24 protein-coding genes are annotated in these 24186 nt (G+C 39.9%); 8 read left to right on the top strand and 16 right to left on the bottom strand.

All coding sequences use genetic code 11. The features are described 5' to 3' along the window. Positions 1 to 300 precede the first annotated feature (300 nt). The 5 genes from glpK to ACZSMY_RS14835 form a co-directional block, all read right to left on the bottom strand. Entirely contained in the window at positions 301 to 1803 is a 1503-nt protein-coding gene (gene glpK / locus ACZSMY_RS14855) for a glycerol kinase GlpK (RefSeq protein ID WP_042531888.1), read from the bottom strand. A 103-nt stretch (positions 1804 to 1906) separates the two neighbouring features. Beyond that, positions 1907 to 2716 carry an MIP/aquaporin family protein gene (locus tag ACZSMY_RS14850; protein ID WP_212928654.1) on the bottom strand — a complete coding sequence of 270 codons (810 nt, stop codon included), beginning with the start codon at positions 2714 to 2716 and terminating at the stop codon, positions 1907 to 1909. Positions 2717 to 3253: 537 nt separating this feature from the next. After that, positions 3254 to 4444, bottom strand: coding sequence for an AI-2E family transporter (locus ACZSMY_RS14845; RefSeq protein ID WP_139089061.1), 1191 nt, complete (start codon positions 4442 to 4444; stop codon positions 3254 to 3256). 212 nt (positions 4445 to 4656) lie between these two features. Continuing rightward, positions 4657 to 6561, bottom strand: a complete 1905-nt coding sequence (gene abc-f, locus ACZSMY_RS14840) for a ribosomal protection-like ABC-F family protein (protein WP_281422720.1) — start codon at positions 6559 to 6561, stop codon at positions 4657 to 4659. Between the two features lie 107 nt (positions 6562 to 6668). Beyond that, a complete protein-coding gene (locus tag ACZSMY_RS14835; RefSeq protein WP_343766485.1) occupies positions 6669 to 6827 on the bottom strand; it encodes an RAxF-45 family protein in 159 nt (52 codons plus the stop codon). 213 nt (positions 6828 to 7040) lie between these two features. Between ACZSMY_RS14835 and ACZSMY_RS14830 the strand changes: the two genes are divergently transcribed. The 6 genes from ACZSMY_RS14830 (at position 7041) to ACZSMY_RS14805 (ending at position 10928) form a co-directional block, all read left to right on the top strand. Then, on the top strand, positions 7041 to 7826 hold the full coding sequence (locus ACZSMY_RS14830; protein WP_465147931.1) for a helix-turn-helix transcriptional regulator: 786 nt from the start codon (positions 7041 to 7043) through the stop codon (positions 7824 to 7826). Between the two features lie 84 nt (positions 7827 to 7910). Further along, entirely contained in the window at positions 7911 to 8258 is a 348-nt protein-coding gene (locus tag ACZSMY_RS14825) for a nuclear transport factor 2 family protein (RefSeq protein ID WP_465147930.1), read from the top strand. Positions 8259 to 8270: 12 nt separating this feature from the next. Continuing rightward, complete coding sequence (locus tag ACZSMY_RS14820) at positions 8271 to 8702, top strand: VOC family protein (RefSeq protein ID WP_042531879.1); 432 nt, start codon at positions 8271 to 8273, stop codon at positions 8700 to 8702. A 202-nt stretch (positions 8703 to 8904) separates the two neighbouring features. After that, positions 8905 to 9297: a DUF3592 domain-containing protein gene (locus ACZSMY_RS14815; protein ID WP_042531877.1), complete on the top strand. Its 393-nt coding sequence runs from the start codon at positions 8905 to 8907 to the stop codon at positions 9295 to 9297. A 116-nt stretch (positions 9298 to 9413) separates the two neighbouring features. Then, positions 9414 to 10256, top strand: a complete 843-nt coding sequence (locus tag ACZSMY_RS14810) for an aldo/keto reductase (protein WP_256705690.1) — start codon at positions 9414 to 9416, stop codon at positions 10254 to 10256. Positions 10257 to 10406: 150 nt separating this feature from the next. Further along, positions 10407 to 10928: a VOC family protein gene (locus ACZSMY_RS14805; RefSeq protein WP_042531873.1), complete on the top strand. Its 522-nt coding sequence runs from the start codon at positions 10407 to 10409 to the stop codon at positions 10926 to 10928. Between the two features lie 206 nt (positions 10929 to 11134). On the opposite strand, the gene ACZSMY_RS14800 is transcribed toward ACZSMY_RS14805, so the two are convergent. From ACZSMY_RS14800 to ACZSMY_RS14765, 8 genes are all read right to left on the bottom strand, one after another. Further along, complete coding sequence (locus ACZSMY_RS14800; RefSeq protein WP_465147929.1) at positions 11135 to 12076, bottom strand: AEC family transporter; 942 nt, start codon at positions 12074 to 12076, stop codon at positions 11135 to 11137. A gap of 69 nt (positions 12077 to 12145) precedes the next feature. Next, entirely contained in the window at positions 12146 to 13657 is a 1512-nt protein-coding gene (gene xylB, locus ACZSMY_RS14795) for a xylulokinase (RefSeq protein ID WP_042535988.1), read from the bottom strand. A gap of 92 nt (positions 13658 to 13749) precedes the next feature. After that, positions 13750 to 14577 carry an ammonia-dependent NAD(+) synthetase gene (gene nadE, locus ACZSMY_RS14790; RefSeq protein ID WP_042531870.1) on the bottom strand — a complete coding sequence of 276 codons (828 nt, stop codon included), beginning with the start codon at positions 14575 to 14577 and terminating at the stop codon, positions 13750 to 13752. A 135-nt stretch (positions 14578 to 14712) separates the two neighbouring features. After that, positions 14713 to 16164: a nicotinate phosphoribosyltransferase gene (locus tag ACZSMY_RS14785; RefSeq protein WP_042531868.1), complete on the bottom strand. Its 1452-nt coding sequence runs from the start codon at positions 16162 to 16164 to the stop codon at positions 14713 to 14715. Positions 16165 to 16347: 183 nt separating this feature from the next. Next, on the bottom strand, positions 16348 to 17130 hold the full coding sequence (locus tag ACZSMY_RS14780) for an NUDIX domain-containing protein (RefSeq protein ID WP_042531866.1): 783 nt from the start codon (positions 17128 to 17130) through the stop codon (positions 16348 to 16350). 175 nt (positions 17131 to 17305) lie between these two features. Further along, positions 17306 to 17953: a hypothetical protein gene (locus ACZSMY_RS14775; RefSeq protein ID WP_042531864.1), complete on the bottom strand. Its 648-nt coding sequence runs from the start codon at positions 17951 to 17953 to the stop codon at positions 17306 to 17308. A 258-nt stretch (positions 17954 to 18211) separates the two neighbouring features. Continuing rightward, positions 18212 to 18973, bottom strand: coding sequence for a MerR family transcriptional regulator (locus ACZSMY_RS14770; protein ID WP_289584979.1), 762 nt, complete (start codon positions 18971 to 18973; stop codon positions 18212 to 18214). Positions 18974 to 19093: 120 nt separating this feature from the next. After that, on the bottom strand, positions 19094 to 19432 hold the full coding sequence (locus ACZSMY_RS14765) for a hypothetical protein (RefSeq protein WP_465147928.1): 339 nt from the start codon (positions 19430 to 19432) through the stop codon (positions 19094 to 19096). Positions 19433 to 19686: 254 nt separating this feature from the next. Between ACZSMY_RS14765 and ACZSMY_RS14760 the strand changes: the two genes are divergently transcribed. After that, positions 19687 to 21003 carry a lysine N(6)-hydroxylase/L-ornithine N(5)-oxygenase family protein gene (locus ACZSMY_RS14760; protein WP_042531860.1) on the top strand — a complete coding sequence of 439 codons (1317 nt, stop codon included), beginning with the start codon at positions 19687 to 19689 and terminating at the stop codon, positions 21001 to 21003. 45 nt (positions 21004 to 21048) lie between these two features. Here ACZSMY_RS14760 and ACZSMY_RS14755 read toward each other — a convergent pair whose 3' ends face one another. Then, positions 21049 to 21504 (bottom strand): GNAT family N-acetyltransferase, encoded by a 456-nt coding sequence (locus tag ACZSMY_RS14755; protein WP_212928660.1) that lies wholly within the window; start codon positions 21502 to 21504, stop codon positions 21049 to 21051. A gap of 116 nt (positions 21505 to 21620) precedes the next feature. On the opposite strand from ACZSMY_RS14755, the gene ACZSMY_RS14750 reads away from it, so the two are divergent. Continuing rightward, on the top strand, positions 21621 to 22559 hold the full coding sequence (locus ACZSMY_RS14750) for an AEC family transporter (protein ID WP_042531856.1): 939 nt from the start codon (positions 21621 to 21623) through the stop codon (positions 22557 to 22559). 79 nt (positions 22560 to 22638) lie between these two features. Here the strand turns inward: ACZSMY_RS14750 and ACZSMY_RS14745 are convergent, their stop codons facing one another. Beyond that, positions 22639 to 23004, bottom strand: coding sequence for a hypothetical protein (locus ACZSMY_RS14745; RefSeq protein ID WP_052484971.1), 366 nt, complete (start codon positions 23002 to 23004; stop codon positions 22639 to 22641). Between the two features lie 177 nt (positions 23005 to 23181). Continuing rightward, the gene (locus ACZSMY_RS14740; RefSeq protein WP_244882363.1) at positions 23182 to 24072 is read right to left on the bottom strand and encodes a cupin domain-containing protein; all 891 of its coding nucleotides are present in this window, start codon (positions 24070 to 24072) and stop codon (positions 23182 to 23184) included. Positions 24073 to 24186 lie beyond the last annotated feature (114 nt).

The following is a 24186-nucleotide window of genomic DNA, read 5'->3' as shown; positions in this document are numbered from 1 at the left end:
AATCTCGTGGTCTCAAATTAATGATTATATCTCGTGTTAAATACTTAAATTTTCGGGGATTTTTACAGGAGAGTTAGTCATTCCGGCGTTTGTTACGAATTATACAATAGTGGGAATACGGTGATTCCATCCTTCTGATTTAGACGATGAAATAAAGGTTTCATGTTCTTATTGATTGAACTTTTGTGGGGAAGTTAATGTGATTACGGTTATATCCGTATAATCTCGCAAGGCCGCAGCTCAGCAGTATATTCTGCTGAGCCGATTAGCACTTACGCTTACTTTTGCCTGCATCAGCAACTATTCTTCCAGCTTAAACACTCTTGTCGCCTCTACAGCTTTTTGCCATCCTTTATATAATTTTTCACTTTCATTATTATCCATTTTATCCTCGAATGTTTTCTCTACTTTCCATTGCTTCGCGATTTCCTCCTGGCTTTCCCAGAAGCCGACAGCTAACCCAGCCAGATAAGCGGAGCCAAGCGCGGTTGTCTCCTGAATTTCAGGGCGTTCTACAGTGACGTCCAAAATATCGCTTTGGAACTGCATTAAGAAATCATTTTTCACAGCTCCTCCGTCTACGCGCAGGGTTTTTAATTCAATATCTGAATCTGTCGCCATCGCTTCCATCACATCTCTGGTCTGATAAGCCAGTGACTCTAATGTCGCGCGGATAAAGTGCTCTTTTTTTGTTCCTCTTGTCAAGCCAAATACGGATCCGCGAGCTTCACTATCCCAATATGGCGTTCCTAAACCAACAAAAGCAGGTACGACATAAACACCATCTGTTGTTTTGACCCGTGTTGCAAAATCTTCACTTTCCGGACTTGATTCAATCATTCTTAAACCGTCCCGCAGCCATTGAATAGCAGAGCCAGCTACAAAAATACTTCCTTCTAACGCATAGGTTACTTTTCCATCAACGCCCCAGGCAATGGTTGTTAATAATCCATTTTTTGATTCAACTGGTTTTTCTCCTGTATTCATTAGCAAGAAGCCGCCGGTCCCATACGTATTTTTTGCCATTCCCTGTTCAAAACAAGCCTGCCCAAATAAAGCAGCCTGCTGATCACCGGCAATGCCGGCAATCGGAACTTCCTCTCCAAAGAAATGATAGGATACGGTTTTTGTATATTCCTCAGAAGATGGACGTACTTCTGGAAGCATCGATTTCGGTACATCTAAAATGTCTAGCAGTTCTTCGTCCCATTCTAAATCATGGATATTAAACATCAGTGTTCTGGCAGCATTAGAATAGTCTGTCACATGAGTTTGTCCGCCTGAAAACTTATAAATAAGCCACGAATCAACTGTTCCAAATAACAAGTCTCCTGCCTCCGCTTTTTCTCTTGCACCTTCTACATTATCCAGAATCCATTTAACCTTGGTTCCTGAAAAATACGGATCAATCAGGAGTCCTGTCTTCTCCCGGAATGTGTCCTCATAGCCTTGTTCTCTTAACTCCTTGCATATAGGCTCTGTCTGACGGGATTGCCAGACAATCGCTTTATAAATTGGACGTTTCGTGTTTTTGTCCCACACGATTGCGGTCTCACGCTGATTGGTAATTCCAATCCCCTCTATTTGATTCGCTTCAACACCTGTTTTATTTAAGACTTCTGCGATACAGCCTAATACAGATGTCCAAATCTCATTGGCATCATGCTCTACCCAGCCTGGTTTTTCAAAGTACTGTTCAAATTCTTTTTGTGCGGTATCGATAATTGCCCCTTTATTATCAAATAAGATCGCACGCGAACTCGTTGTTCCTTGATCAATTGAAAGAATATATTTCTCTGCCATCCCTGTTTCCTCCGTTTATTCATTTAAAATTCACCTGTTCCAAAAGTTCAGGCGTAGTGATTCCATTTATTGCATACCCTAAAATGCTATCTTCTATTCTTATTTATGAGACAGCATGCTTATCTCGATGCTGTTCAGTTACAAAAGCTGTTGCCAGAATAATGGCTACTACAGCAGACATGATCCAAAAGCTTGCACCCATATTTCCATCAAAAAAAGCATGATAGAAAATGGCACCGTATACACCGCCGATAATCGGACCAATCACAGGTATCGGTGAATAACTCCAATCCGATCCGCCTTTGCCTGTAATCGGTAAAATAGCATGTGCAATTCTTGGACCCAAATCTCTGGCCGGGTTGATTGCATAACCGGTCGGTCCTCCCAGAGACATCCCAATCGCAACAATTAGTAAACCAACAACTGCCGGATTTAATCCTTCTGTGAATTCGTTTGCACCAATAAATAATAAGCCCATAACCAAAACAAATGTCCCGATTATCTCACTTACTAAATTGGATGGATAGCTTCTCACAGCTGGACCTGTCGCAAATACTCCCAGCTTCGCCCCTTTATCTTCCGTTTCTCTCCAATGTGGAAGATACTGAAAGTAAACAATCATTGCGCCGATAATAGCTCCGAGTATTTGACCAGATATATATGCCGGCACCTTTGCCCAAGGAAATTCGCCAATTGCAGCAAATCCTAATGTTACCGCAGGATTTAAATGGGCATCGGAGATATTCCCTGCCGCATAGACTCCCATCGTCACACCTAAACCCCAGCCTATTGTAACCAATACCCAGCCGGCGCCTGCAGCTTTCGATTTTTTTAATTCTGTGCCAGCGACAACTCCTGCCCCTAAAATGATTAGAATCATTGTCCCAAGCAACTCAGCTGCAAATTCAGACATGTTTATATCCCCCTTGTTAAATAGAATGTTCTATTGATTTTCAACAAGTATGAAGTAAAAATGACAAATAAAAAAGTCCACACAGATACAACCGTCCCTTCTCTTACGAAAAAAAACGATTTACTGTGTGAACTTTATCTCCGACACAATCCTTAACTTGTCATCCAATACCTTATAACAAAATTAAAACGCTGTCAATAATTTCAATTTTTATATTTGGCAGGCATCATCATTATGTTAATTAAACGCTATCGTCATTTGTCCCAAGTAAATCGCTTTTGATTGGTCTTTTCCGTCTTCCTATCATACATTTCTGTATAATATCTTATTTCATAAGGATTCCCTATAATTTAATAACCATTCACATTTTATGAAACCTTTAAGCAACAGACTTGTATTCCTTTTCATTTTACCCTAATTCAATAAATTAAAAACGCTCCTGCTTTCCTTGAAGAAAGGCAAGAACGTTTTTTACTTTTATTTCTATATTCATCAATACCTGTAGATTTCTTAATTGACGCAAATTACTGCCTTCAGCTACTCTTTTTCATCCCGATTGTCTGACTCCAAATCAGCTTCATATAAATGACTGCGGATTTTAAAGAACTCAAAGGCATGCGTCACAAATACTTTAAGAAGTGCGTAGCCGGGGACAGCTAACAGAATACCAACGACACCAAATAAATTCCCAGCCGTCAGAATAATAAAGATAATCGTAATCGGATGCACACGGAGATTTCTTCCCATAATCTGCGGGGAAATAAATTTCCCTTCAATAAGCTGTACAATGGTCCATACAATAATCAGCTTGATTACCATAAATGGAGAAGTCACAACTGCAACAATCAATGCTGGAGTAATCGCAATTGCTGGTCCGAGGTAAGGAACAACATTTGTAAAAGCAGCAATTAACGCCAACACCGGCGCGTATTCCAATCCAATGATGGTAAATCCGATATACATCAGTACACCTATACAGAAAGCAACAATAATTTGTCCGCGAATAAAACTGCTGATTTGATGATTCATTTCTTTCAAAATCACGTAGGTCGGTTTTCTCATGGAGACTGGTAAAAATTCAAGAAAATAGTGTGGCAGCTTTTCCCCATCCTTCAATAGATAAAATAAGATGAATGGCAGCGTGACAATTGCTAAAACAATCTCTGTGACGGCACCGATTACACTGCCAATATTGGAAAAGGCGCTGTTCACTAAATCAAGTGAACGGTCAGATAACTGTGTAGCAAATCCTTGCAGATCAATATATTCTACTAATTGAAATTGATTAATGAAATTCCCGCCAATAAAATTATTTACCATTTTTTCAATATCTGAAATAAACGGCGGCAGGCTTGTTATGAAACTTGTAATCTGCTCTCTTAAAAAAGGAAAGACAGAAATGATTAAAATCGTTAAAATGCCAGTAATAACCAGATACAGCATAAAGATAGAATAAATCCGCTTCACATTTTTCTTTTCTAAATAATTAACGATTGGATTTAATAAATAATATAAAATTGCTGATAAAATAATCGGCAGCAATACGGTTTTTAAAAGTACAACAAATGGTGTGAATACAAAGGAAATATGCGTGAAAATAAGTATGTTTAAGCCAATCAACAATAAAATGACTAAAAACACAACGAAGCGGTTATTTAAGAAAAAACGTTTAAATAAATCTATTTTATCGTTAACGGATTTCAATGCAGCACCTTCTCTTTTCCCCATATTTCTAAGTTACTCCTATTATATCGCAAAAACTGACAGGAATCTCTACCCAGCTCACCATTTTTTGCATATTTAGATACGTTAAAATTTTAGTAAACGTTTTTCATGGAGGCGAATAAAACGCAAAAGTTTTTTGATGGGCGAGTAATCCCGGTCCCATCCTCATCTTATCAAAGGCATTCACCGAATTGGTTGATGAATGCCATCATGCCTTAATCCCCATTCTCTAAAACTACCAGCTTTTCATAGGCGTGTTGTCTTTCACTATCTTTATTTTCCTTCTGCTCTTGTAACCTTTGCAGTTCTTCTGCATCAGCTATTCCTGCCATACGCAGCTCTATCGCATAAATTTCCGCTTCTAACGCTTCAATATGCTGTTCCAGCTTCTCTAACATTATTGACGGGTCTTCTATGGTTCTATACGATTTTTTCATTTTTTTATCTGTTTTTTTGTCAGAGGAAAAGAGCGTTTCTTGCTTTTCCGATAATTGTTCTTTCCGTTTTTTCTTTGCCCAAGAATAATTCCCCAGATACGTTGATATTTGTTTGTTTTCTATCCAATACAGATAATCAAATTGTTTATCTAAAAAGTAGCGGTCATGGCTGACAGCAATCAGACTTCCTCCAAACCCTTCCAACGTCTCCTCTAATACTTCTCTGGAATCAATATCTAAATGGTTCGTCGGTTCATCCAGTATAAGCGTATTGATGTCCTGATGCATCAGCTGTGCTAAGCGCAGACGCATTTTTTCACCGCCGCTCAATTGTGTAACTTTACGAAAAACATGCTCTCCGTAAAAAAGAAACTTTGCCAGAATATGTCTTGCCTTTCCCTCCGTAACGGAAATTGCTTCACGAAAGGTTTCAAGCACCGTCTGATTCGGGTCAATATCATGAAATACATGCTGTGACAGGTAACCAAATTTCACATTGCTGCCAATCATGACTTCTCCACTATCTGGAGATACATTGCCGAGCATCAGCTGAATCAGCGTTGATTTTCCTGTTCCATTTTCCCCAATAATGGCAACACGATCCTGATAACGAATATGCATAGATACATGATTAAAAAGCAGTTTTTCTCCAAATTGCTTCCGCACATCGGTCATCACAACTACATCTTTACCGCTTCGATCCGAGCTGTCTAATTCCATTTGCATCTTTTTTCGGTTTAGCCCCGGCTTATCTATTTTTTCCATTCGCTCCAGCGCGCGTTCCATATTTTTTGCCCGCTTATGCAGTCCTTCATTGGGCGGATTGGCCCGGTTCGCCCACTCCTTCAAACGCTTAATAGCTTCCTTCATTTTCTTGATTTTCTTCTGTTGTTCTTCATAGGCCTGAAACTCCCGGAGCAGGCGCTCTTCCTTTTCCTTCACATAACCGGAGAAATTCGTATGATACACAGCCAGCTCTCCATCCTCTAAATCTAAAATCCGCTCCACGACTTCATCGAGAAAATAGCGGTCATGGGAGATGACAACCACAGTTCCCTTATAGTTATTTAAAAATTCACCAAGCCATTCCACTGCCTGCAGGTCTAAATGGTTTGTCGGTTCATCCAGTAATAGTAAATCTGGATTCTGAAGAAGAATCTTCGCTAAGCCAACCTTTGTTTTTTCTCCGCCGCTGATTTGGTCAAAAGGCATTTGTAATAAATCATGAATGTGCAAGCCCGTCGTAATCCGATCAATATTTGCCTCTAATTCATATCCGCCAAACACAGTGAATCGTTCCTGCGCTTCACCATATGCCTTAATAGCTGCAGTCATATCCTGTTCTGATTCCGGGCTCTGCATCGCCTGCTCCAGATGCTTCATTTGTTTTTCCAAAGCTACTATTTCCTCATTAGACTGTTTTAGCACTTCAAATACACTGATGCCTTCCCCCGGATGAGGTATCTGTTCTAAATAACCGATGGTCGTCGCTTTTTTCCAATGAATATTTCCTTCGTCCTGCTTTGTAATTCCTGCCATTAACCGTAACAGTGTCGTCTTGCCGCCTCCATTCCTGCCGACAATTCCGATTCGCTCCTTTTCTTTTACTTCCAATGTTAAATCTTCAAATATGATATTTCCTCCGTACATTTTCTTAACCTGATTCATTTGACAAATCATTATTTATTCCCCTTTACCTTCTCTGCCGAAGATAAAGACAGCAAAAAGCACACAAAGAGCGTACCTCTCTGTGTGCTTTCAGACGTCACTTTATTTCACATAACCGTACTTTATCCGATGCAGAGATGCTTTTTTGCTTTCGTATTTGCTATTAAATTGCTAAAAAAGGACAGACGTATCCCGCAGGCAGCAAATAGCGCAAATTTCGCACGGCAGTAATATAAGAATTCCATCCAGTCTCCGCACGATTTCTCAAGCCCTAAAAACATCTCTACACCTCCATTTCTCTCATAAATTATATTCATTATATAGAATTTTTGTGCTCCATGCAAACTTTTCCCAGTGTATTGTTTCACAGTTCAGGATCCATTGTGAAATTTATTAAATTTAGATTAACCATTTAAAATAATTTAAAATTCTAATATTAGTATAGATATTCTCTTATTTTCAGCTATACTCAGAATAGAAGGAGGCTTTTAAAAATGCTGACACCAAATAAGACCATTCAGGATTCCATTGTATTTATTCAGCAGAATTTAGATCAGGACCTCTCACTCAACGTTCTTGCTGATGAAGCAGCTTACAGTCCATTTCATTTTTCCCGTATGTTTAAACGGCAGATCGGCGTATCACCGATGTACTTTATTTCCAGTTTACGCTTGCAGCTTGCCAAAACATTATTATTAGACACCGCTTTTCCTATCCGGGATATCGGTCTTGAAATCGGCCAGCAAAGCCTCGGTACCTTTACAACACGCTTTACCAAAAGTATTGGAATGACACCTGCCTCCTTTCGTGCTTCTCTTCAGCACCCGGAAGCATATATGACTGATTTAAAGCAAAATAAATGGCAGCCTCCATCCATGCATACTGCTTCTGCCCGCCAATTATCTGGATCGATTCAGACAGATGAACCAATCAACGGTATTATTCTGGCGGGGCTATTTCCAAAGCCGATTCCAGAAGGACTGCCAGTCCGCGGCACCTTATTAATACATTCTCATTCTTTTCATTTAACGAATATTCCTGTTGGCACCTATTTTCTGATGGCAACCGCTATTTCATGGGAAATGGATTCCAAAAAGATTCTTATCCCGCAGGAAACATTACGTGCACGCCATCCCTATCCCATCAGTATTGATGGAAAACGTTCACTGCCCGAAACCCGCCTGATTATGAGAAAACCGGAAATTACAGACCCGCCCATCCTTATTTCGTTACCATTACTCATGAAACATTTCCTGCAGCAGTCACCGATTTCACATTAAATTATTTTAAATGGAGCAATCGAGAAGAAATCAGTGTAAACAACTGCTGTTATACTAAAAAAAAGAGAAAAGGAGTGAAGAAAATTGACCGTTACTAGGCAATTAATGGAAAAGTTTAACACTGCTTTCGCCAACGGAAAAGTTGATTTTATTTTTGAAGCAGCCGCAGACGATATTATCATGAATGAAGTTGGTCAAGGTATTAGTGAAGGAAAAGCAGCTTTTATTGAAAAAATGGAGCCGATGCGCGGTTATAAGGCAGATGTCTATAAAGTTTACCGAACACTCATTGAAGGAAATACAGCTGTTGTGGAGGGTGAAATGCAGTTTACAGATGAAGATGGGTCTGTCACTTATTATTTTAATGACTGGTATACGTTTGAGAATGAAAAATTAAAAAACCTTACTGCCTATATGATTAAACAAACCTAGGAGGAGAATACGATGCCTGCAGGAGTATACGCTTATATAACAATGGATGGTACCGGAAAAGAAGCAATCGATTTTTATAAAGAAGCACTGGATGCTGAAGTATTAGGGGTACAAACATTTGGCGACCTGCCTGAGAATCCGGAATTTGCTCTTCCGGTTGAAGCAAAGAACCGTATCCTGCATGCCCAGATACAAATAGGAAATACGTATTTTATGCTGTCTGATACTTTTCCAGGGCAGCCCCTTGAGACGGGTTCACAGGTCCACGTTTGTGTTACATTAGAAGACGCCGGCAAATCTAAAGATACATTTGAGAAATTGCAGCAAGGAGGCAAGGTGCTTATGCCGCTTCAAGAGACACATTGGAGCCCTGCTTATGGACAGGTGCAAGATAAATTCGGGATTACCTGGCAAATATCAACGAATCTGCAGGAATGCATGTAAGTTAGATTCTAAAGCAGATGAAATGTATCTCCACCTTCTCTTACCTTTATCAGGTAGGAGTTTTTTCTTTAAGGAGAAATTTTAAAAACAACGGATAAAAAGTGGTTACCGGATAAAATTTTATATTGTTCAAAACAGGTGAAAAATGCAATAATACCAGATAAATACTATTTATAATAAACGAAAAAAGGATGGGAAATCGTTGGCTTTTATTGGTTTATTGCTTTGCATTGCAGCTTTGTTTGTTATTTTCTTAAAATTAAAGAGTGTTTTAACTGGTGAATTAGTAGAAGGAAAAATTGTAGGATATAACCGCGGTGCGAAAGGCCGCTATAGCATCGTCGCCTACAATTATAGAGTTTTACTGGAATATAATGACGAACTGTATTATGTTACCTCTATTGATACTTTTACTGCAACAGACGGTGTAATACCCAGAAAGTATTTGGGAATGTATTGCTGGGCTTATTTTAACCCGAAGGCACCAGATAAAAGAGTGGCTTTAAAAGGTTTTCATCGTTTAGAATGGATGGCCTTCTCTCTATTTTTGCTGGGAGCTTTGATTATTATCATCGATTTGGCCAGGATGCTTTAAACCAAACGCCGCCGAATACATAGATGGAAACGATTGAACGGTAAAGACAAATTGTTTGAATTTTCCGGAGCAGACAGGTAGGATTTTAAGTATAAGCGAAGGGAGAGTATATACAGATGACATATCAAATTCCAGAAATCACATTACATGACGGTGTTCAAATTCCTGCTGTCGGCTTTGGTACGTACAAGCTGAAAGGACAGCAAGGCGCACAAGCAATCAATACGGCAATCACAAATGGCTACCGCTTGATCGATACAGCGTACAACTATGAAAATGAAGCTACCGTTGGAGAAGCCGTACGTCGTAGCTCCGTACCACGTGAAGAATTAGTTATCACATCAAAGCTTCCCGGACGTTATCATCATTATGATGATGCCATTGTTACGATTCAAGAATCCTTATTCCGCGCTAATCTGGATTATTATGATTTATACTTGATTCACTGGCCAAATCCCATTCAGGATAACTATGTGGAAGCCTGGCAAGCGTTAATTGATGCACAGAAATTTGGTTATATCCGTTCCATCGGTGTGTGCAACTTCTTACCAGAACATTTAGAGCGGCTTGAAAAAGAAACAGGGATTTTGCCGACTGTGAACCAAATTGAATTACATCCGCGATTCAATCAGGCAGAGCAGTTGAAATGGGATACGGACCATCAGATTGTAACAGAATCCTGGAGCCCTTTATCCAGAGCAAGCGACCTCCTGCAGGATGAAACCTTACAAAAAATTGCTGAAAAGCATCACAAAACAATCTCACAAATTATTCTCCGCTGGCACTATCAGCTGGGAGCGGTGGCAATCCCTAAATCAGCGTCACCAGTCCGCCAGAAGGAAAATATTTCTATATTTGACTTTGAATTAAGTAATGAAGAGATGACGATAATCAACAGTTTTACCAAGACAGATGGGCGTTTGAAGGATCAAGACCCGGCTGTTTATGAAGAGTTTTAAAAGATTAAAAAATAGAAGACAAGTTTCACCTGTAAATAAAGAAATCACTTATACGAAAGGAGGCTGTTGTGCAATGAGGTAATCGATTGTACGGCAGCTCTTTTTATTTCTTACTTCCATTTATTCATTTCATAAAGGAGTGGCTAACTCATGGCAAATTTGACACGCGGTATTGACCATATAGGAATTACAGTACCAGATATTGAAGAAGCAACAACATTTTTCAAAAAAGCTTTCCATGCAAAAATTGCTTACGATAATAAGAAATTAGGCGACGAACCGCAGCAGGGAGAAGCTGTTGAAAAAACGTTAGGTCTGAAAAATGGGGCGAAGGTGATCCATATACGGATTCTTTCTTTTGACAATGGTTCCAACATAGAGCTTTTTCATTTTAAAGATACCGAACAAAGAGAACCTGTTATTGCCTCTGATTTTGGAGTCCAGCACGTTGCATTCTATGTTGATGATATCCAGCAGTCAGCTGACGCTTTTGTGGAAGCAGGCGGCGAATTATTAACAGAACCTGGCGAGCTATTAGGGGATGTAGAAAACGGATCTGGAGAATTTGTTTATGGCCGTGCACCATGGGGCATGCTGATTGAGTTAATAAGCTATAATCCGAATCAATTGGATTATCCTGAAGATAGTGAAGCAAAAAGATTTACACCGTGAAAATCTTTTTACATATCCAGTCTTTTTGCAGCAACTTAACTAGACCATGCCCGGTATAAAACAACATAAAAAGTTCCAGTCATCAAAAAGAAGGATTGGAACTTTTTTATGTTAGGTGATAAAATCTCTGGGCTGTATTATTCATCAAATTCATAGCCATAAACACAAACTTTAATAGTAAACCATAACTTTTCTATTCACCACCACTAAATCAACAGCAAAAACACCAAATAAACAATCGGAATACTGACAACCGAAAGAAGTGTAGAGAAAAAGACAACTACCGCCGAAAATTCCATATCTCCTCCATATACTTGTGCGTACATACTTATTGTTGCCGGACTCGGCGTCGCGGAAAGCAAACATGCTATCATAAATAATTCAAATGGAAGCTTAAATAACAGCAATGGCAAAAAAAAGACAATGGGATAAATAAACAATCGAATCATTACAGCAATATAAACAAAAATATCCTTCATATAGGCAAGAACTTTAGCATACGTTACGGTTGAAATCATCATGCCAATCATAATCATGGATAAAGGTACTGTCATTTGTCCAATCGTAGATATAGGATCCATGATAAAAGCCGGGATCTGAATAGGAGAAATAAATAAAACAAAACCAGCTATTGTTGCTAGAAAGCCGGGATTTTTTAAGATAAACATCGTCTTGGACATGGGAAGTCCTTCTGGATTCATAATATAAATCGCATATGTCCACATCAGGACATAATAAATCAGATTAAATACCGAAGCGAACAGGACTCCCTCTTGCCCAAAAAGCTGCAGGATAATCACCATGCCGATAAACCCTTGATTCCCAAATAAAATTACATTTTCGAATACAGCGCTTCGGTTCACCGGCAGCGTTAGTTTTTTCGTGATAAACCTGCTTACAAAAAGGGTCCCTCCCATGATATAGATGGAAAGGACGAACATAATAAGGGCGCCATAAGCTTGTTCATATTGGAAGGGCATATGCATAGAACTAATTATTAGACAAGGTAAAGCAATATATAATAATAAGGTCGTGAATGAACGCTGACCCTGTTCAGAAATCAGTCCCTTACGTCTGATTATCCACCCGATGGCGACAATAATATAAAGCGAACCAATTTCATACGCTAGTGTAAATAAAGTATCCATGCCCCTCCGCCTTCCTCTTTAACGTATCGTTACAGATTATTCATCTAGAGAGGAAGGTGTGATAGGTGACTATGCTTTACCGCTATTCCGGTATTGCATTAAATCCTTATTTACTTGTCTCGTAGAACCATAAACAGACTTATACAGTTTAAACAATTCCTTATACTTCTCTACATTTTCCGGAATAGGCTCCACCCTTTTTGCATCCTCCAGAAAAACAGAAGCACATTCCTGCAGTGTTTCAAACCACCCTGCTCCATAAGCTGCCAGCATCGCCGCTCCCATTCCCGGTCCTTGCTCACTATTCGGCTTTATTACTGCAGCATCGAATACATCTGCCTGAATTTGCAGCCATAGCTCACTTTTGGCTCCGCCGCCAATGGCGATAACCTTATCAATCACTTTTCCATGCTCCCGGAAAATTTCTACCGATTCATTTAAAGAAAATGTAATTCCTTCAATTACTGCTCTGGTAAAATGCTTGCGCTCATGTGAGCTGTCCATGCCAATAAAGCTGCCGCGTATGGAGGCGTCCACATGGGGTGTACGTTCTCCAGCAAGATAAGGTGTGAATAAAAGTCCGTTTGCTCCTGCCGGTACATCCTTTGCTTCCTTTATAAGGTCGTCAAACGTCCGTTCTTTTGCAAAGGTGTTCTTAAACCAGGATAAACTGTGACCTGCAGAAAGTGTCACCCCCATCGTATAATAAGCATCTGGAGCAGCATGGTTCATGTAATGCACTTTTCCTTCAAACGATTTATCTCCATTCGCTTCATAGGAGACAACAACACCGGAAGTACCGATACTGACCATCGTTTTTCCTTCTTCCAATATACCGGAACCAATCGCTCCACAAGCATTATCAGCTCCTCCTGCAAACACTTTCATTTCTTCTGACAAACCGGTTTTTTCTGCTATTTCTCTCTTGAAGCTCCCAACCATTTCATGAGAAGGAACCAGCTGCGGACACAAATCAGGATGAATATCTAAGGCTTCACAGATTTCCTTGCTCCATGAGCGCTTCTTTATATCTAATAAAAGGGTGCCTGCAGCATCTGAATAATCCATATGTAATTGACCAGTCAGGCGAAAACGCAAATAATCCTTCGGCAATAAAAACAGCTTTGCTTTTGCGTAATTTTCAGGCTCATGCTTTCTAACCCATAAAATTTTAGTTAATGTAAAACCTTCTAAGGCCATATTTTTTGGTATTTCTAAAAGCGTATCCTCTCCAACACACGTTGTAATTTCCCGGCATTCTGCAGTAGTGCGCGTATCGTTCCATAAAATAGCCGGGCGGATTACCTCGTGACTATCATCCACTAAAACAAGACCATGCATTTGCCCGGAAAAGCTGATTCCTTCAATATCAGATAAATTCCCAGAAAATCGATCTGTCAGCTCCGTCAGGCCGGCTATTGCCTGCTCTACCCAGTCTTCCGGATTTTGTTCACTATACCCTGCTTTTTCCTGCATCAATGGATATTCCTTCGATACCTCTTGAACTACTTTTCCCTTCTGATTGACCAAAAGCAACTTTACCGCACTGGTCCCTAAATCCACACCGATAACATACTTCACTGCTTCATCACCCTTCCTCTCCCTTATAACAAAAGCCACTTCTTTATTAAAAAAGAAAAAAGGACGAATCATTCATCCGCCCTCTGCAATTCTTATTTCCACCAATCATTATAAATAGAAGCAATCGGCTCCCGCTTATGCATCGTTTTGATATAGTGGCCTTCAATAACTTCTCTTGCTTCTTGAGATATTTCTTTTCCTTCTAAATAATCATCCACTTCTTCATACGTAACACCTAATGCTTCTTCATCAGCTAAGGCCGGACGGTCATCCTCTAAATCTGCAGTCGGTTTTTTCAAATAGAGATGCTCCGGACAGCCTAACGCTTTCAGCAGTTGTTTTCCCTGACGCTTATTTAACCCTTCCAGGGGTGCCAGATCACAAGCTCCGTCTCCATGCTTGGTGAAGAACCCGGTAATTGCTTCTGCGGCGTGATCGGTTCCTAATACAAAGCAGTTATGCACCCCTGCGATGCTATATTGCGCCTTCATGCGTTCTCTTGCTTTTTCATTCCCTTTTAGAAAATCGCTGATAACGACTCCTCCAGCACGCAATGCTTTTTCACTTGCATCTACTGCTTCCTTAATATTAACTGTCAGCACTTTCGAAGGCTGAATAAATTCAATCGCATCTGCTACATCATCTGCATCGCCTTGCTTTCCATATGGAAGCTCCACACCAATAAATTGATACGTTTCTCCTTCCTCTTCCTGATTCAATTCATCTATTGCCAATTGAGCCAGTTTCGAAAGCAAGGTAGAATCCTGTCCCCCCGATATTCCAAGGACAAAGCCATTGGCAAAACTAAATTTCTGCAAATATTCCTTCATAAAATCAATACGGAGACGAATTTCTTCCTTCGGGTCGATTTCTGGCTTTACATGTAATGCGTTGATAACGGATTGCTGTAATTCACTCATTCCTAAACACTCCTTTATTCGAAAACGTCGAATTCACTTATTCTTAGCAAACCAGCAGCTTTCACTTGGCATACAAACATTTCACTGCGGTAAAAAAACAGAAAGTTTATCCGTATTCCGATAAAATCAATGATTCTAATCTTGTTTTAGCTGTTTCTTCACATTTTCAATATGCTCCATCTTACTATTCCATAGTTTGATACTTAAATCGACTGGATATTCAGCCGGATAGTTTGTCCGCTTATATTCATCCCAGAAAAGCTGAAGCTGGCTCTTTGCGTAATTCTGTACTTGGAGAAGACTTGGACATTCATAGACAAGGTCACCGTCGACAGCAATATCAAGATGCAGGTTTACTGCGTCAAAATTAGAAACCATTTTTTTATAATACGTATGAATCGGGTGGAAAAGCATAATTTCCTCTTCCTGATTCGGATCTTCATCCTCTAATGTCAGGTAGTCCCCTTCTGTATGGTGGTTTCCCTTATTAATAATCCGATACACTTTTTTCTTGCCTGGTGTGGTCATCTTTTCCGGGTTTCCGGACAATTTAATGGTATCTACCATTTCTCCATGCTCATCCTCAATCGATACAAGTTTATAAACCGCTCCCAGCGCAGGTTGGTCATATGCCGTAATCAATTTTGTGCCGATTCCCCATACATCGATTTTCGCATGCTGAGCTTGCAGACTGGCGATGGTATATTCATCTAAGTCATTGGAGACGTAAATTTTTGCATCCTTGAATCCAGCCTCATCCATCATTCTTCTGGCTTCCTTCGACAAATAAGCTAGGTCGCCGCTGTCAATCCGGATCCCTTTAAAATCAATAGTATCCTCTAATTCTTGAGCAACTTTAATCGCATTCGGCACGCCCGAATTGAGTGTATCGTATGTATCTACTAAAAAGACACATTCACGATGACGCTCTGCATATTTTTTAAAGGCGGTATATTCATCTCGATAAGCCTGAACCATCGAATGGGCATGTGTTCCGGATACAGGGATTCCAAATAGCTTGCCTGCCCGGACATTACTGGTTGCATTGAATCCGCCAATATACGCCGCTCGCGTTCCCCACACGGCTGCATCCATCTCCTGTGCTCTGCGTGTTCCAAATTCCATCACCGGGTTATCTCTGACCAGCTGCCTGATGCGCGAAGCTTTCGTCGCAATCAGTGTTTGGTAGTTCACAATGTTTAATAAAGCAGTCTCTAATAATTGTGCTTCTGCTAACGGCGCCTCCACACGGATAATCGGCTCATTCGCAAAAACAACCTCTCCTTCATGCATGGATTTCAACGATCCGGTAAAACGAAGCTGACGCAAATAATCGAGAAAATCTTCTTTATAGCCGAGTTCCTGTAAATAGGTTAAATCCGATTCACTGAAGCGGAAATTATGTAAATACTCGATAATTCTTTCTAAACCGGCATATACGCCATAGCCGTTTCCAAAAGGGAGCTTGCGAAAGTATAAATCAAACACAGCATTACGCTGATGTACATCATCATACCAATACGTTTCAGCCATGTTTATTTGATAAAGATCTGTATGCAGCATTAAGCTGTCATCTATATAATTCATTTCCGATTTCCTCCTGTGGTTTATCACGGATGACTGTCCGTAAATCTCCCTCCTCCAAGTAGAAGGGGAATAATTAAATCTGCTTAGGCGAGACCTCATTTTCTGAACAACTCCGCCTGATCCAGTGAGAGAAAAGCAAAGCTCTCACGGAATGAAGTTTCGTTTTATACGTCTTCTATTTTATTACCAAATAGTTGAGAAAACAACATAATCGTTAAATTGATATAACTGGGACGGCCTGAATGAATTCCGTTCCGTTTTCTTTAAGTTTCCATGCTGATCGACAACTTTTTCTAAAAAAGGTAATTTGGGAGCTTTTCCAAAAAATACAGATGTGTTTGTGATTCTGGAATGATTGGATACCGTCATCAGTACACGCTGTAATTCAGATAAAGTAAATTCATTAGGCAGAAAGTTTTTAGCAATGGTGGAATGAAGCATATCCCATTCAATTAAGGATACAGCATCTGCAATTATTTGTTCGTGATCGAACGCTAATGCAAGCTCACCTATCTCATCCAATGAGAACAACCCAACTTCCGCTGCATCATCCGCCGCTTCTCGTTTTTCAAGCTGAAATTCCGGTACAATGGCATAATGCGCATTGGATATAATCCAGCCGCGCGGGTCTCTTCCCCATGCATCGTACGTGCCGAAATGCTTTAAGAATACATTTTCTACGCCTGTTTCTTCCTTTAATTCTCTCGTTGCTGCCTGTAAAGCAGTTTCCCTTTTTTCCGCATCCACAAACCCTCCGGGCAACGCCCATTTGTCGGCTTCAATATTAGGTTTTCCCTCTGCATTCATTTTAGCCCGTTTGATTAATAAAAGCTTTAATCTTTTTTGAGGCGGCTCTTTTTTGCGTTGTTCCCTGGGTTCAGCATTCTCTGAAACAATGGTAAATACGGCAATATCACTCGTATAACCGTCTGGTGTAATATACTTTGATTTCTCCTCCACCATCATTTTTCACCTCCAATGGATATCATTATCAGTAATTTGTAATTTTATAATTACTAAATATTATAGCTAAAAGAATACCGATGTCAACTGTTGAAGCTCCAGACTTATTTTCCATAACAAAAGCTGAAAAGAATGGCCCCTTCATAAGATCCTGCTTCATTCTCTCCAGCTTTTTTAATTATGCTTTCGTTTTTTTCGGGAAAAAGGTATACGACCAGGAATAAATAAAATCAACGATAAAGATAAGCCCCCAAAGCTTGGACATGCTAAACGCTGTTTCACTGGCATACGGGGACTGCCGATAATCATCCACTTCCACCCAAGTCAAATCCGTTAAATAATCCACAATTCCTGCTGTCCCACCCAGTCCATAAATCCACAACCCTGCTTGTACAATGATAAAAATAACCAGATGAATCATTGCACTCATACGATTTTTACGGGCAATATATTTTGTATCCTGCTGGCGCTCCATTACCTGCATATCTTTTTCCGTTAATAAGGAAACACCGCGCCACTTACCAATCGTTTGCCGCATCCAGCGGTCAAGACGTTTAAAATCTGCGATACCAAAAGTACAGGCATAGAGCACAAAAAGCATAACGATAATCTGGAAAGTGCTGATTTCTCCGGTGATTTGATAAATGTAGAGAGCCAGCCCTGCTTCAAAAATAAACAAAGCTAAAAATAAACTGATGAAGATGACGCTTAACTTTTTCTGATTCAGCAAGTATCTCGTTAATCCAAATAATAAGAGCATAACAACAGAAAGAATCTCCGCTGCGATAAATAATTCCCACTGGTAGGTTAAAAGTGCTTCTTGCATGGCTTATCTCCTTTTTGTAAATACCTTTTATCACGAGGAATCGTCCGTAAAATTCCCGCCTCAAAATACAGAGTAGAAATCAATTTATTCTGACGGGAGATGAACAGCCTCTGAATCACTCATCTACTTTCTGTGAGAAAAAACCAAAAATTCTCACAGAATAACGTTTCGTTTTATAGTATTTACGCAAGAGCACCAGAAAAGATTCATGTATATAAAAAAATCGGGAAAACGCTTCCCCGATTTTTTTCAGCAGAATCAATCCGCTGCATATTTAACTACTGCATCATGCAAGAGAGAAACAACCTCTTTTTTCGCACGATTATTATAATATTTCGCAAATCGTTCATCTGCCATATACATTTGTACCAAGCCTTTATGAGCCTCAACGGAATAATTCGGCCAAGAATACAGCAGCCATTCTTTATGAAGTTCATACACTTCCTTTGCTTCTGGTGTATCTAAATCCTTCGTCTCTGCCAGCTGCTCCAGCTTCCTAAATAATTCATCTTCTATCCGCTGCATTTCCTGAAAATCTGTCTCACTGAGGTTCATAAATTTTTTATTCGATTTTTCTATTGTTTCCTCTCCATATTTTTCTCTGATTTCTTCGCCATATAACCGTTCATTCTCTTCCAGGCGTTCTTTCTTAAATCCTTCAAATTTTTCTTCCGCTGTCATCGTAATCTCTCCCTTTGTATGTTGAATTGTTTTTTTCACGGTAGCTAACAATCGGTTTATCTTTTCTTTTTCATCCTCTAATTTTTGCTGATGCTCTTCCAAGGCAGTGAGCGTATGAAATGCAGGATTATCTAATACAGATTGAATCTGCTCCAGCTTCATCCCTAAGGAACGATAAAGAAGAATCTGCTGCAACCGATTTAATTCCTTGTCTTCATAGAGACGATATCCTGCATCCGAATGCTCCGCCGGCTTTAATAAATCAATTTGATCATAATACCGGAGTGTGCGTGTGCTGATACCAGACATGTCAGCTACTTGTTTGATGGTGTATTTCATCTCGTTTGCCCTCCTTTCATTTTTTAGTATAGAGATTTACGCAGCGTCAAGGTCAATACCTTTTTTACTTATTTAAAAACCCATCTCGATCAATTTGAGATGGGTTTATCTTACCTTATTTTAGATGATTTCATTAAAAATTTGTCCGCCATTTAAGTCAATAATCTTTAAACGGCTTGTTTCTTTGATAAAAATTGTTTTGTATTTTTTCTGATTAGCGTCATCACCAATAAATAGAATACGCTTATGCGGGTTATCCTCCACTACTTGGACAGATTCATTTCCAGATGGAATTTGATCCTGGATAATATCCATTTCTTCCTGCGTATTTGCACCTGTTTGCTCTTCCATAGTCACTGCTTCCTTATCTGCTGTGACTTCTTCCGCTTCTCCGGTATTAGCGTAGATTCCACTAAACAGTAATGCTCCTGCTACCGTTGATAGTAAAATTGTCTTCATTGGTAAAAACCTCCTTAATTTCTTAACAATTACCAGTTTACTTGATGACTGCTTATAATGTCCTTAGAGAAAAATGAGAATTTGATGAGAAGCCTCAGCGTTTATTTTCATGGGGATAGGGGAAAAAAGATAGTAAGCTGCTTTTCTTTAACAAGCTTTTTATGTAACAGTCCTCTCAACAAAGCATAATTATTTCTTACGTACCAAAGCGATATAAATCATTCAAATTAAAAAATACAATCGGAGGAACGACAATGAACAAAGTATACGATGCAGTCGGTATTGGAATTGGTCCATTTAACTTAAGTCTTGCTGCTTTAACAAATGATCTTCAGGATGCAGACATCTTATTTTTGGAACAGGAAGCTTCTTTTGACTGGCATCCTGGAATGTTGATTGAGGGGATGGACCTGCAGACACCTTTTATTGCAGATCTGGTAACTTTAGCAGACCCGACCAATCGTTTTTCTTATTTAAATTATCTCCATGAGCATAATCGGATATATCAATTTTACTTTTTTAACCGTTTCACCATCCCAAGAGAAGAGTACAATACTTATTGTAAATGGGTCTCTTCCAGACTAGATAACTGTCAGTTCGGACAGCGTGTAACGGATGTATCAGCTATGCCGGATGAATCTTGTTATAAGGTTACAGCCCGATCTACAGAAGATGAAAGTGAACGAAGCTATTATGCAAAACATATTATTTTAGGGACGGGCAGCATCCCGAATATTCCAGAAGCGCTGCAGGGCTTTCCAGAAGAGGATATCACACATACCAGCCGTTACATGTATCTTAAAAACACCTTAAAGCAGGGGAATTCCATTACGGTCGTCGGTTCTGGTCAAAGCGCTTCAGAGGTGTTCTATGATTTGTTACAAGACCAAAAAGAAGGGGCTTATGATTTAACCTGGTTTACCCGTTCCAGCGGAATTTTTCAAAAAGAGGATACAGGACTCGGAAAGGAGGTATTCTCTCCAGAGTATGTTGATTACTTTTATAACCTGCCGTTAAGAGACAGGATGGAGTCGCTTGAAAATTTAAGCACTATCCGAAACGGCGTCGATCCTAAACTCTTAGAAAAAATTTATGAGCTGCTTTATAACCGTTCCATCGAATCGCCTTTACAGCAAATCACGATTCAAACAAACACAGCAGTAAACACGATGGAGCCCGGCGACAATTCTCAAAACAGAGCCTATAGCCTGCAATGTGAACAATGGCAAAAAGGAGAAAAATTTACTTACCCGGCGGATAAAGTAATTCTGGCAACTGGATATAAGCCGCATCTTCCTGATTGGCTCGAGAACTTCTATGAATACATAGAGTGGGAGGATGAAAAAAGATTTCGTGTAACTGCGGATTATCGGCTTGTTTTTAAAGACTCCCGTAAAAATCAAATATATACGTTGACCAATATTGAACATTCTCATGGTTCCAGTGCAACAAACTTAGGTTTATCGGTATTGCGAAATCAAAAAATCATTAATTCGATTGCCGGCAAAGAAATCTATCCTATACCGCAGCAAGCAGTCTTTCAGCAATTCGAAATGAAAAAATTATACTAATATCAAAAGATGCCAAACGCGTTGGAACAGCGTTTGGCATCTTTTTCACTGCTCCAAGTCCATTTCCAGACGTACCATATCGATGACCTGTATCCCATTTTCAAAAATCGGCTCTTCATAATGCCGCAAAAAGAAATTACGGTCAATGGAAACCATCCGGAATCCGCATTTTTGATATAGTGCCAGCTGCGCAACTCCTGAGTTCCCTGTTCCAATTTCTATCGTACGGTACCCTTGCTGTTTCGCTGTCTGAATCGCATGCAAGACCAGTTTCTTTCCCAAACCTTGTCCATGACAAGCTTCCTCCACAGCAACATTGACTAGCTCCGCGGTATCTGGTCTGGTCGGCAGAAGAACGTATACACCAACCACCTTTTCCTCTTTCTCCAGCACATAGCAAGCTCCTCTGGTAGTATAATCACGGATCAGCCTTTCTGATGGATCCGCAAGCAATAATAAGTTCATAGGCAATGCTTCCCCGCTATGCAATAGACGAATCATATTTTCACTTCCTCTTTTGATAAAATAAGCTTGTTTCTTTCTTGTGATTCTTCTAGTATTAAGAATTATACACTGAATTTAAGTATACCAACTTTTCAGATTCAAAGGAGATTAAAATGGATGTCACCACTGTCATATTGACCGTCATAATGATGGGGCTTATTTTATTTATTGGAGCCTTGGTAGCTCTTAAAAACACGATTACATATGAAGCAAAACAGCTGTTCATGAGCGTAATTATCAATGTCGCCGTTCCATTTATTATTTTAAACGGCGTCTTCAATACCGATTTAACAGACGATGTATTGCATCAGGTTATTCTGATGTTTATTTGCAGTGTCAGTTTTAACGTTTTGGCTGTCGGTATTTGCTTTTTGTTTGGAAAAATTATCGGCTTTTCCATGACAAAATCAAAGCAGCTTGCTTTACTTGCGGCTATTGGAAATTCCGGTTTTATCGGCATTCCGTTATGTGCTGCCATCTTCGGTCCAACCGGCGGGCTGCTTGCTGCTATTTTTGATGCAGGACTGGACGTTGTTGTCTTTTCGCTGGGAATCTATCTATTGCAAAACAATAATCATTTTGAATGGAGACACTTAAAGGCGCTCGTGAATATGCCGTTAATAGCTATCAGCTTCGGGCTTATTTTTGCCTTCAACGGCTGGGGAGCCCCTGTTTTATTTAAAGATTTAGCCAGCATGCTCTCTGCACTGGCGGCTCCCATGGCGATGCTCTATGTCGGTTTTAGTCTGCCAGACCTTTTCCGCAGCAAGCAGCCGTTATTTTTTCGTGAATTATGGATGCCTTTGGTGTGGAAATTGCTTATTCTTCCAATCATGGTGATGATTATTCTGTCCTTCTTGCCACTGGAGACATTACTCAAAAATATCTTAGTCATCCTTGCTTGCATGCCAACCTTTATGCTTTCTGCGGTTCTCTTTTCCCGCTATACGGATAAAGAGCAGGAAGCTGTCGTTACATCGGTATTTTCTACCATACTCGCTTTAGGAACAATTCCGTTTATCGCCTGGCTGTCCGCCTTTTGGATTGGTTGATACGCAGGCTAATATATACTGCAGCACCTAAAATAAATGAAAGCAGACGAATATGCCTCCATGGACGTCTGCTTTCATTCTATTTTTTCGTCATGATAAACCAATTGGAAGACACGATGAGGATGATGAAAATACAAATCAATCCAACCACATGAAAACCGGGAACCTTCGATATTATGCCCAGTATAATAGCAAAGATTCCAACGATATAAATAGGAACACATTTCGGATTTGCAGTCACTTCTACGTTATCTCCATCACTTACCGTCAGAGGTTTGCTCCGGAGAAAGGATTGATTAACAGCAATTTCCGCTGTATCTCCCTCGAAGATGGCAACAGTAATATCATTGTTTTTTAGTTTGCCCTGAAATTCCCCATTCACTTTTACCTTTACACTGGACAGTCCGCCCAATAAACCGGTACTTCTACTTATGTAAACCTCCATTCATGTACTCCTTCCACTATTTTTGAATATACTGGGAATTCTAACACGGAATACATGTCGTCAACAGGTACAATAGAACTAAGCTCTTTCTCTAGAATGCAAAAAATAGAAAGCCGCTCTTTGAAAAGAACGACCTTCTAAGTTTAAAAAATTAGCAGGCTTACGAAGACACCAGCTCTAACCTTCCGCCTGCATCGCCTCTTCTTTTGTAGCTTCCACCGTGCCAAACGGATGATGAGGCGGGGCATAAATCGTATAAAGCTTTATAGCTTCATCCCCTGTATTCGTAATATTATGCCATGTGCCAGCAGGAACCATTATCGCACTGTCTTCTTCCACCTGCTGTCTAATTGTCAGATTATCCTGCCGATTTCCCATCTGTACCGTTCCGCTTCCTTCTTCAATCCGTATAAATTGATCGGTATCCGGATGGACCTCTAAGCCAATATCTCCTCCTGCCGGGATGCTCATTAATGTAACCTGCAGATGTTCTCCTGTCCACAAAGCAGTCCGGTAATTCGTATTGTCTTCCGCTGCGTTTTCAATATCAATCACGAAAGGATTTCCGCCATGATCAGTAACTCTGGAAGCTATTGTATTCCCTTGATTATTTTCTAAATATCCGGCTAAATGGCTTGCAATTTGGTAATCTGTCATCGCGAGCTGATAAAGCAGCTGCCGGGAATACGGTTCATTTACTTGCCCGCTTTTATGATAGTTTTCTTCATAGCCCTGCCTGGCATGATCATACACGTCCTCGATATGATTATTTCTCTCCTGATGATGCTCTGACTGTCTCCTATCTAGCTGTTTCCCGGTAAAATAGTGATAAACCTGCTCCAGACCTGCAGCGATTTGATTTCTGGATTGGACAGCATACACAAGTCCTTGTGCCGATGCGTCATTTCTAAACTGATCTGCTATTTGAAAATACATTGGTAGTGCTGATGCCTCTCGCTGTAAGGTTTCCTCTATGATATTAGCTGTCTGTTCATCATACGGATGTCCTTGGTTTCCATTCGAATCCATTCGATCCATTTGCTGCTGGTAAATAGGGTGATAATACATATGGGTCTGTTCCCTGCCTTTCCTTAATCTCCTATCAGCATATGACCATAAATGAAAAATGGAACCCAAAAAAAGAAGACATTGACAAATATCTTCTTCATCCATATTTCATTA

This window comes from Oceanobacillus sp. B139/18 (assembly GCF_055524595.1).
The sequence above is the reverse complement of the archived record's forward strand: the minus strand, read 5'-3'. Positions and strand labels throughout refer to the sequence as shown.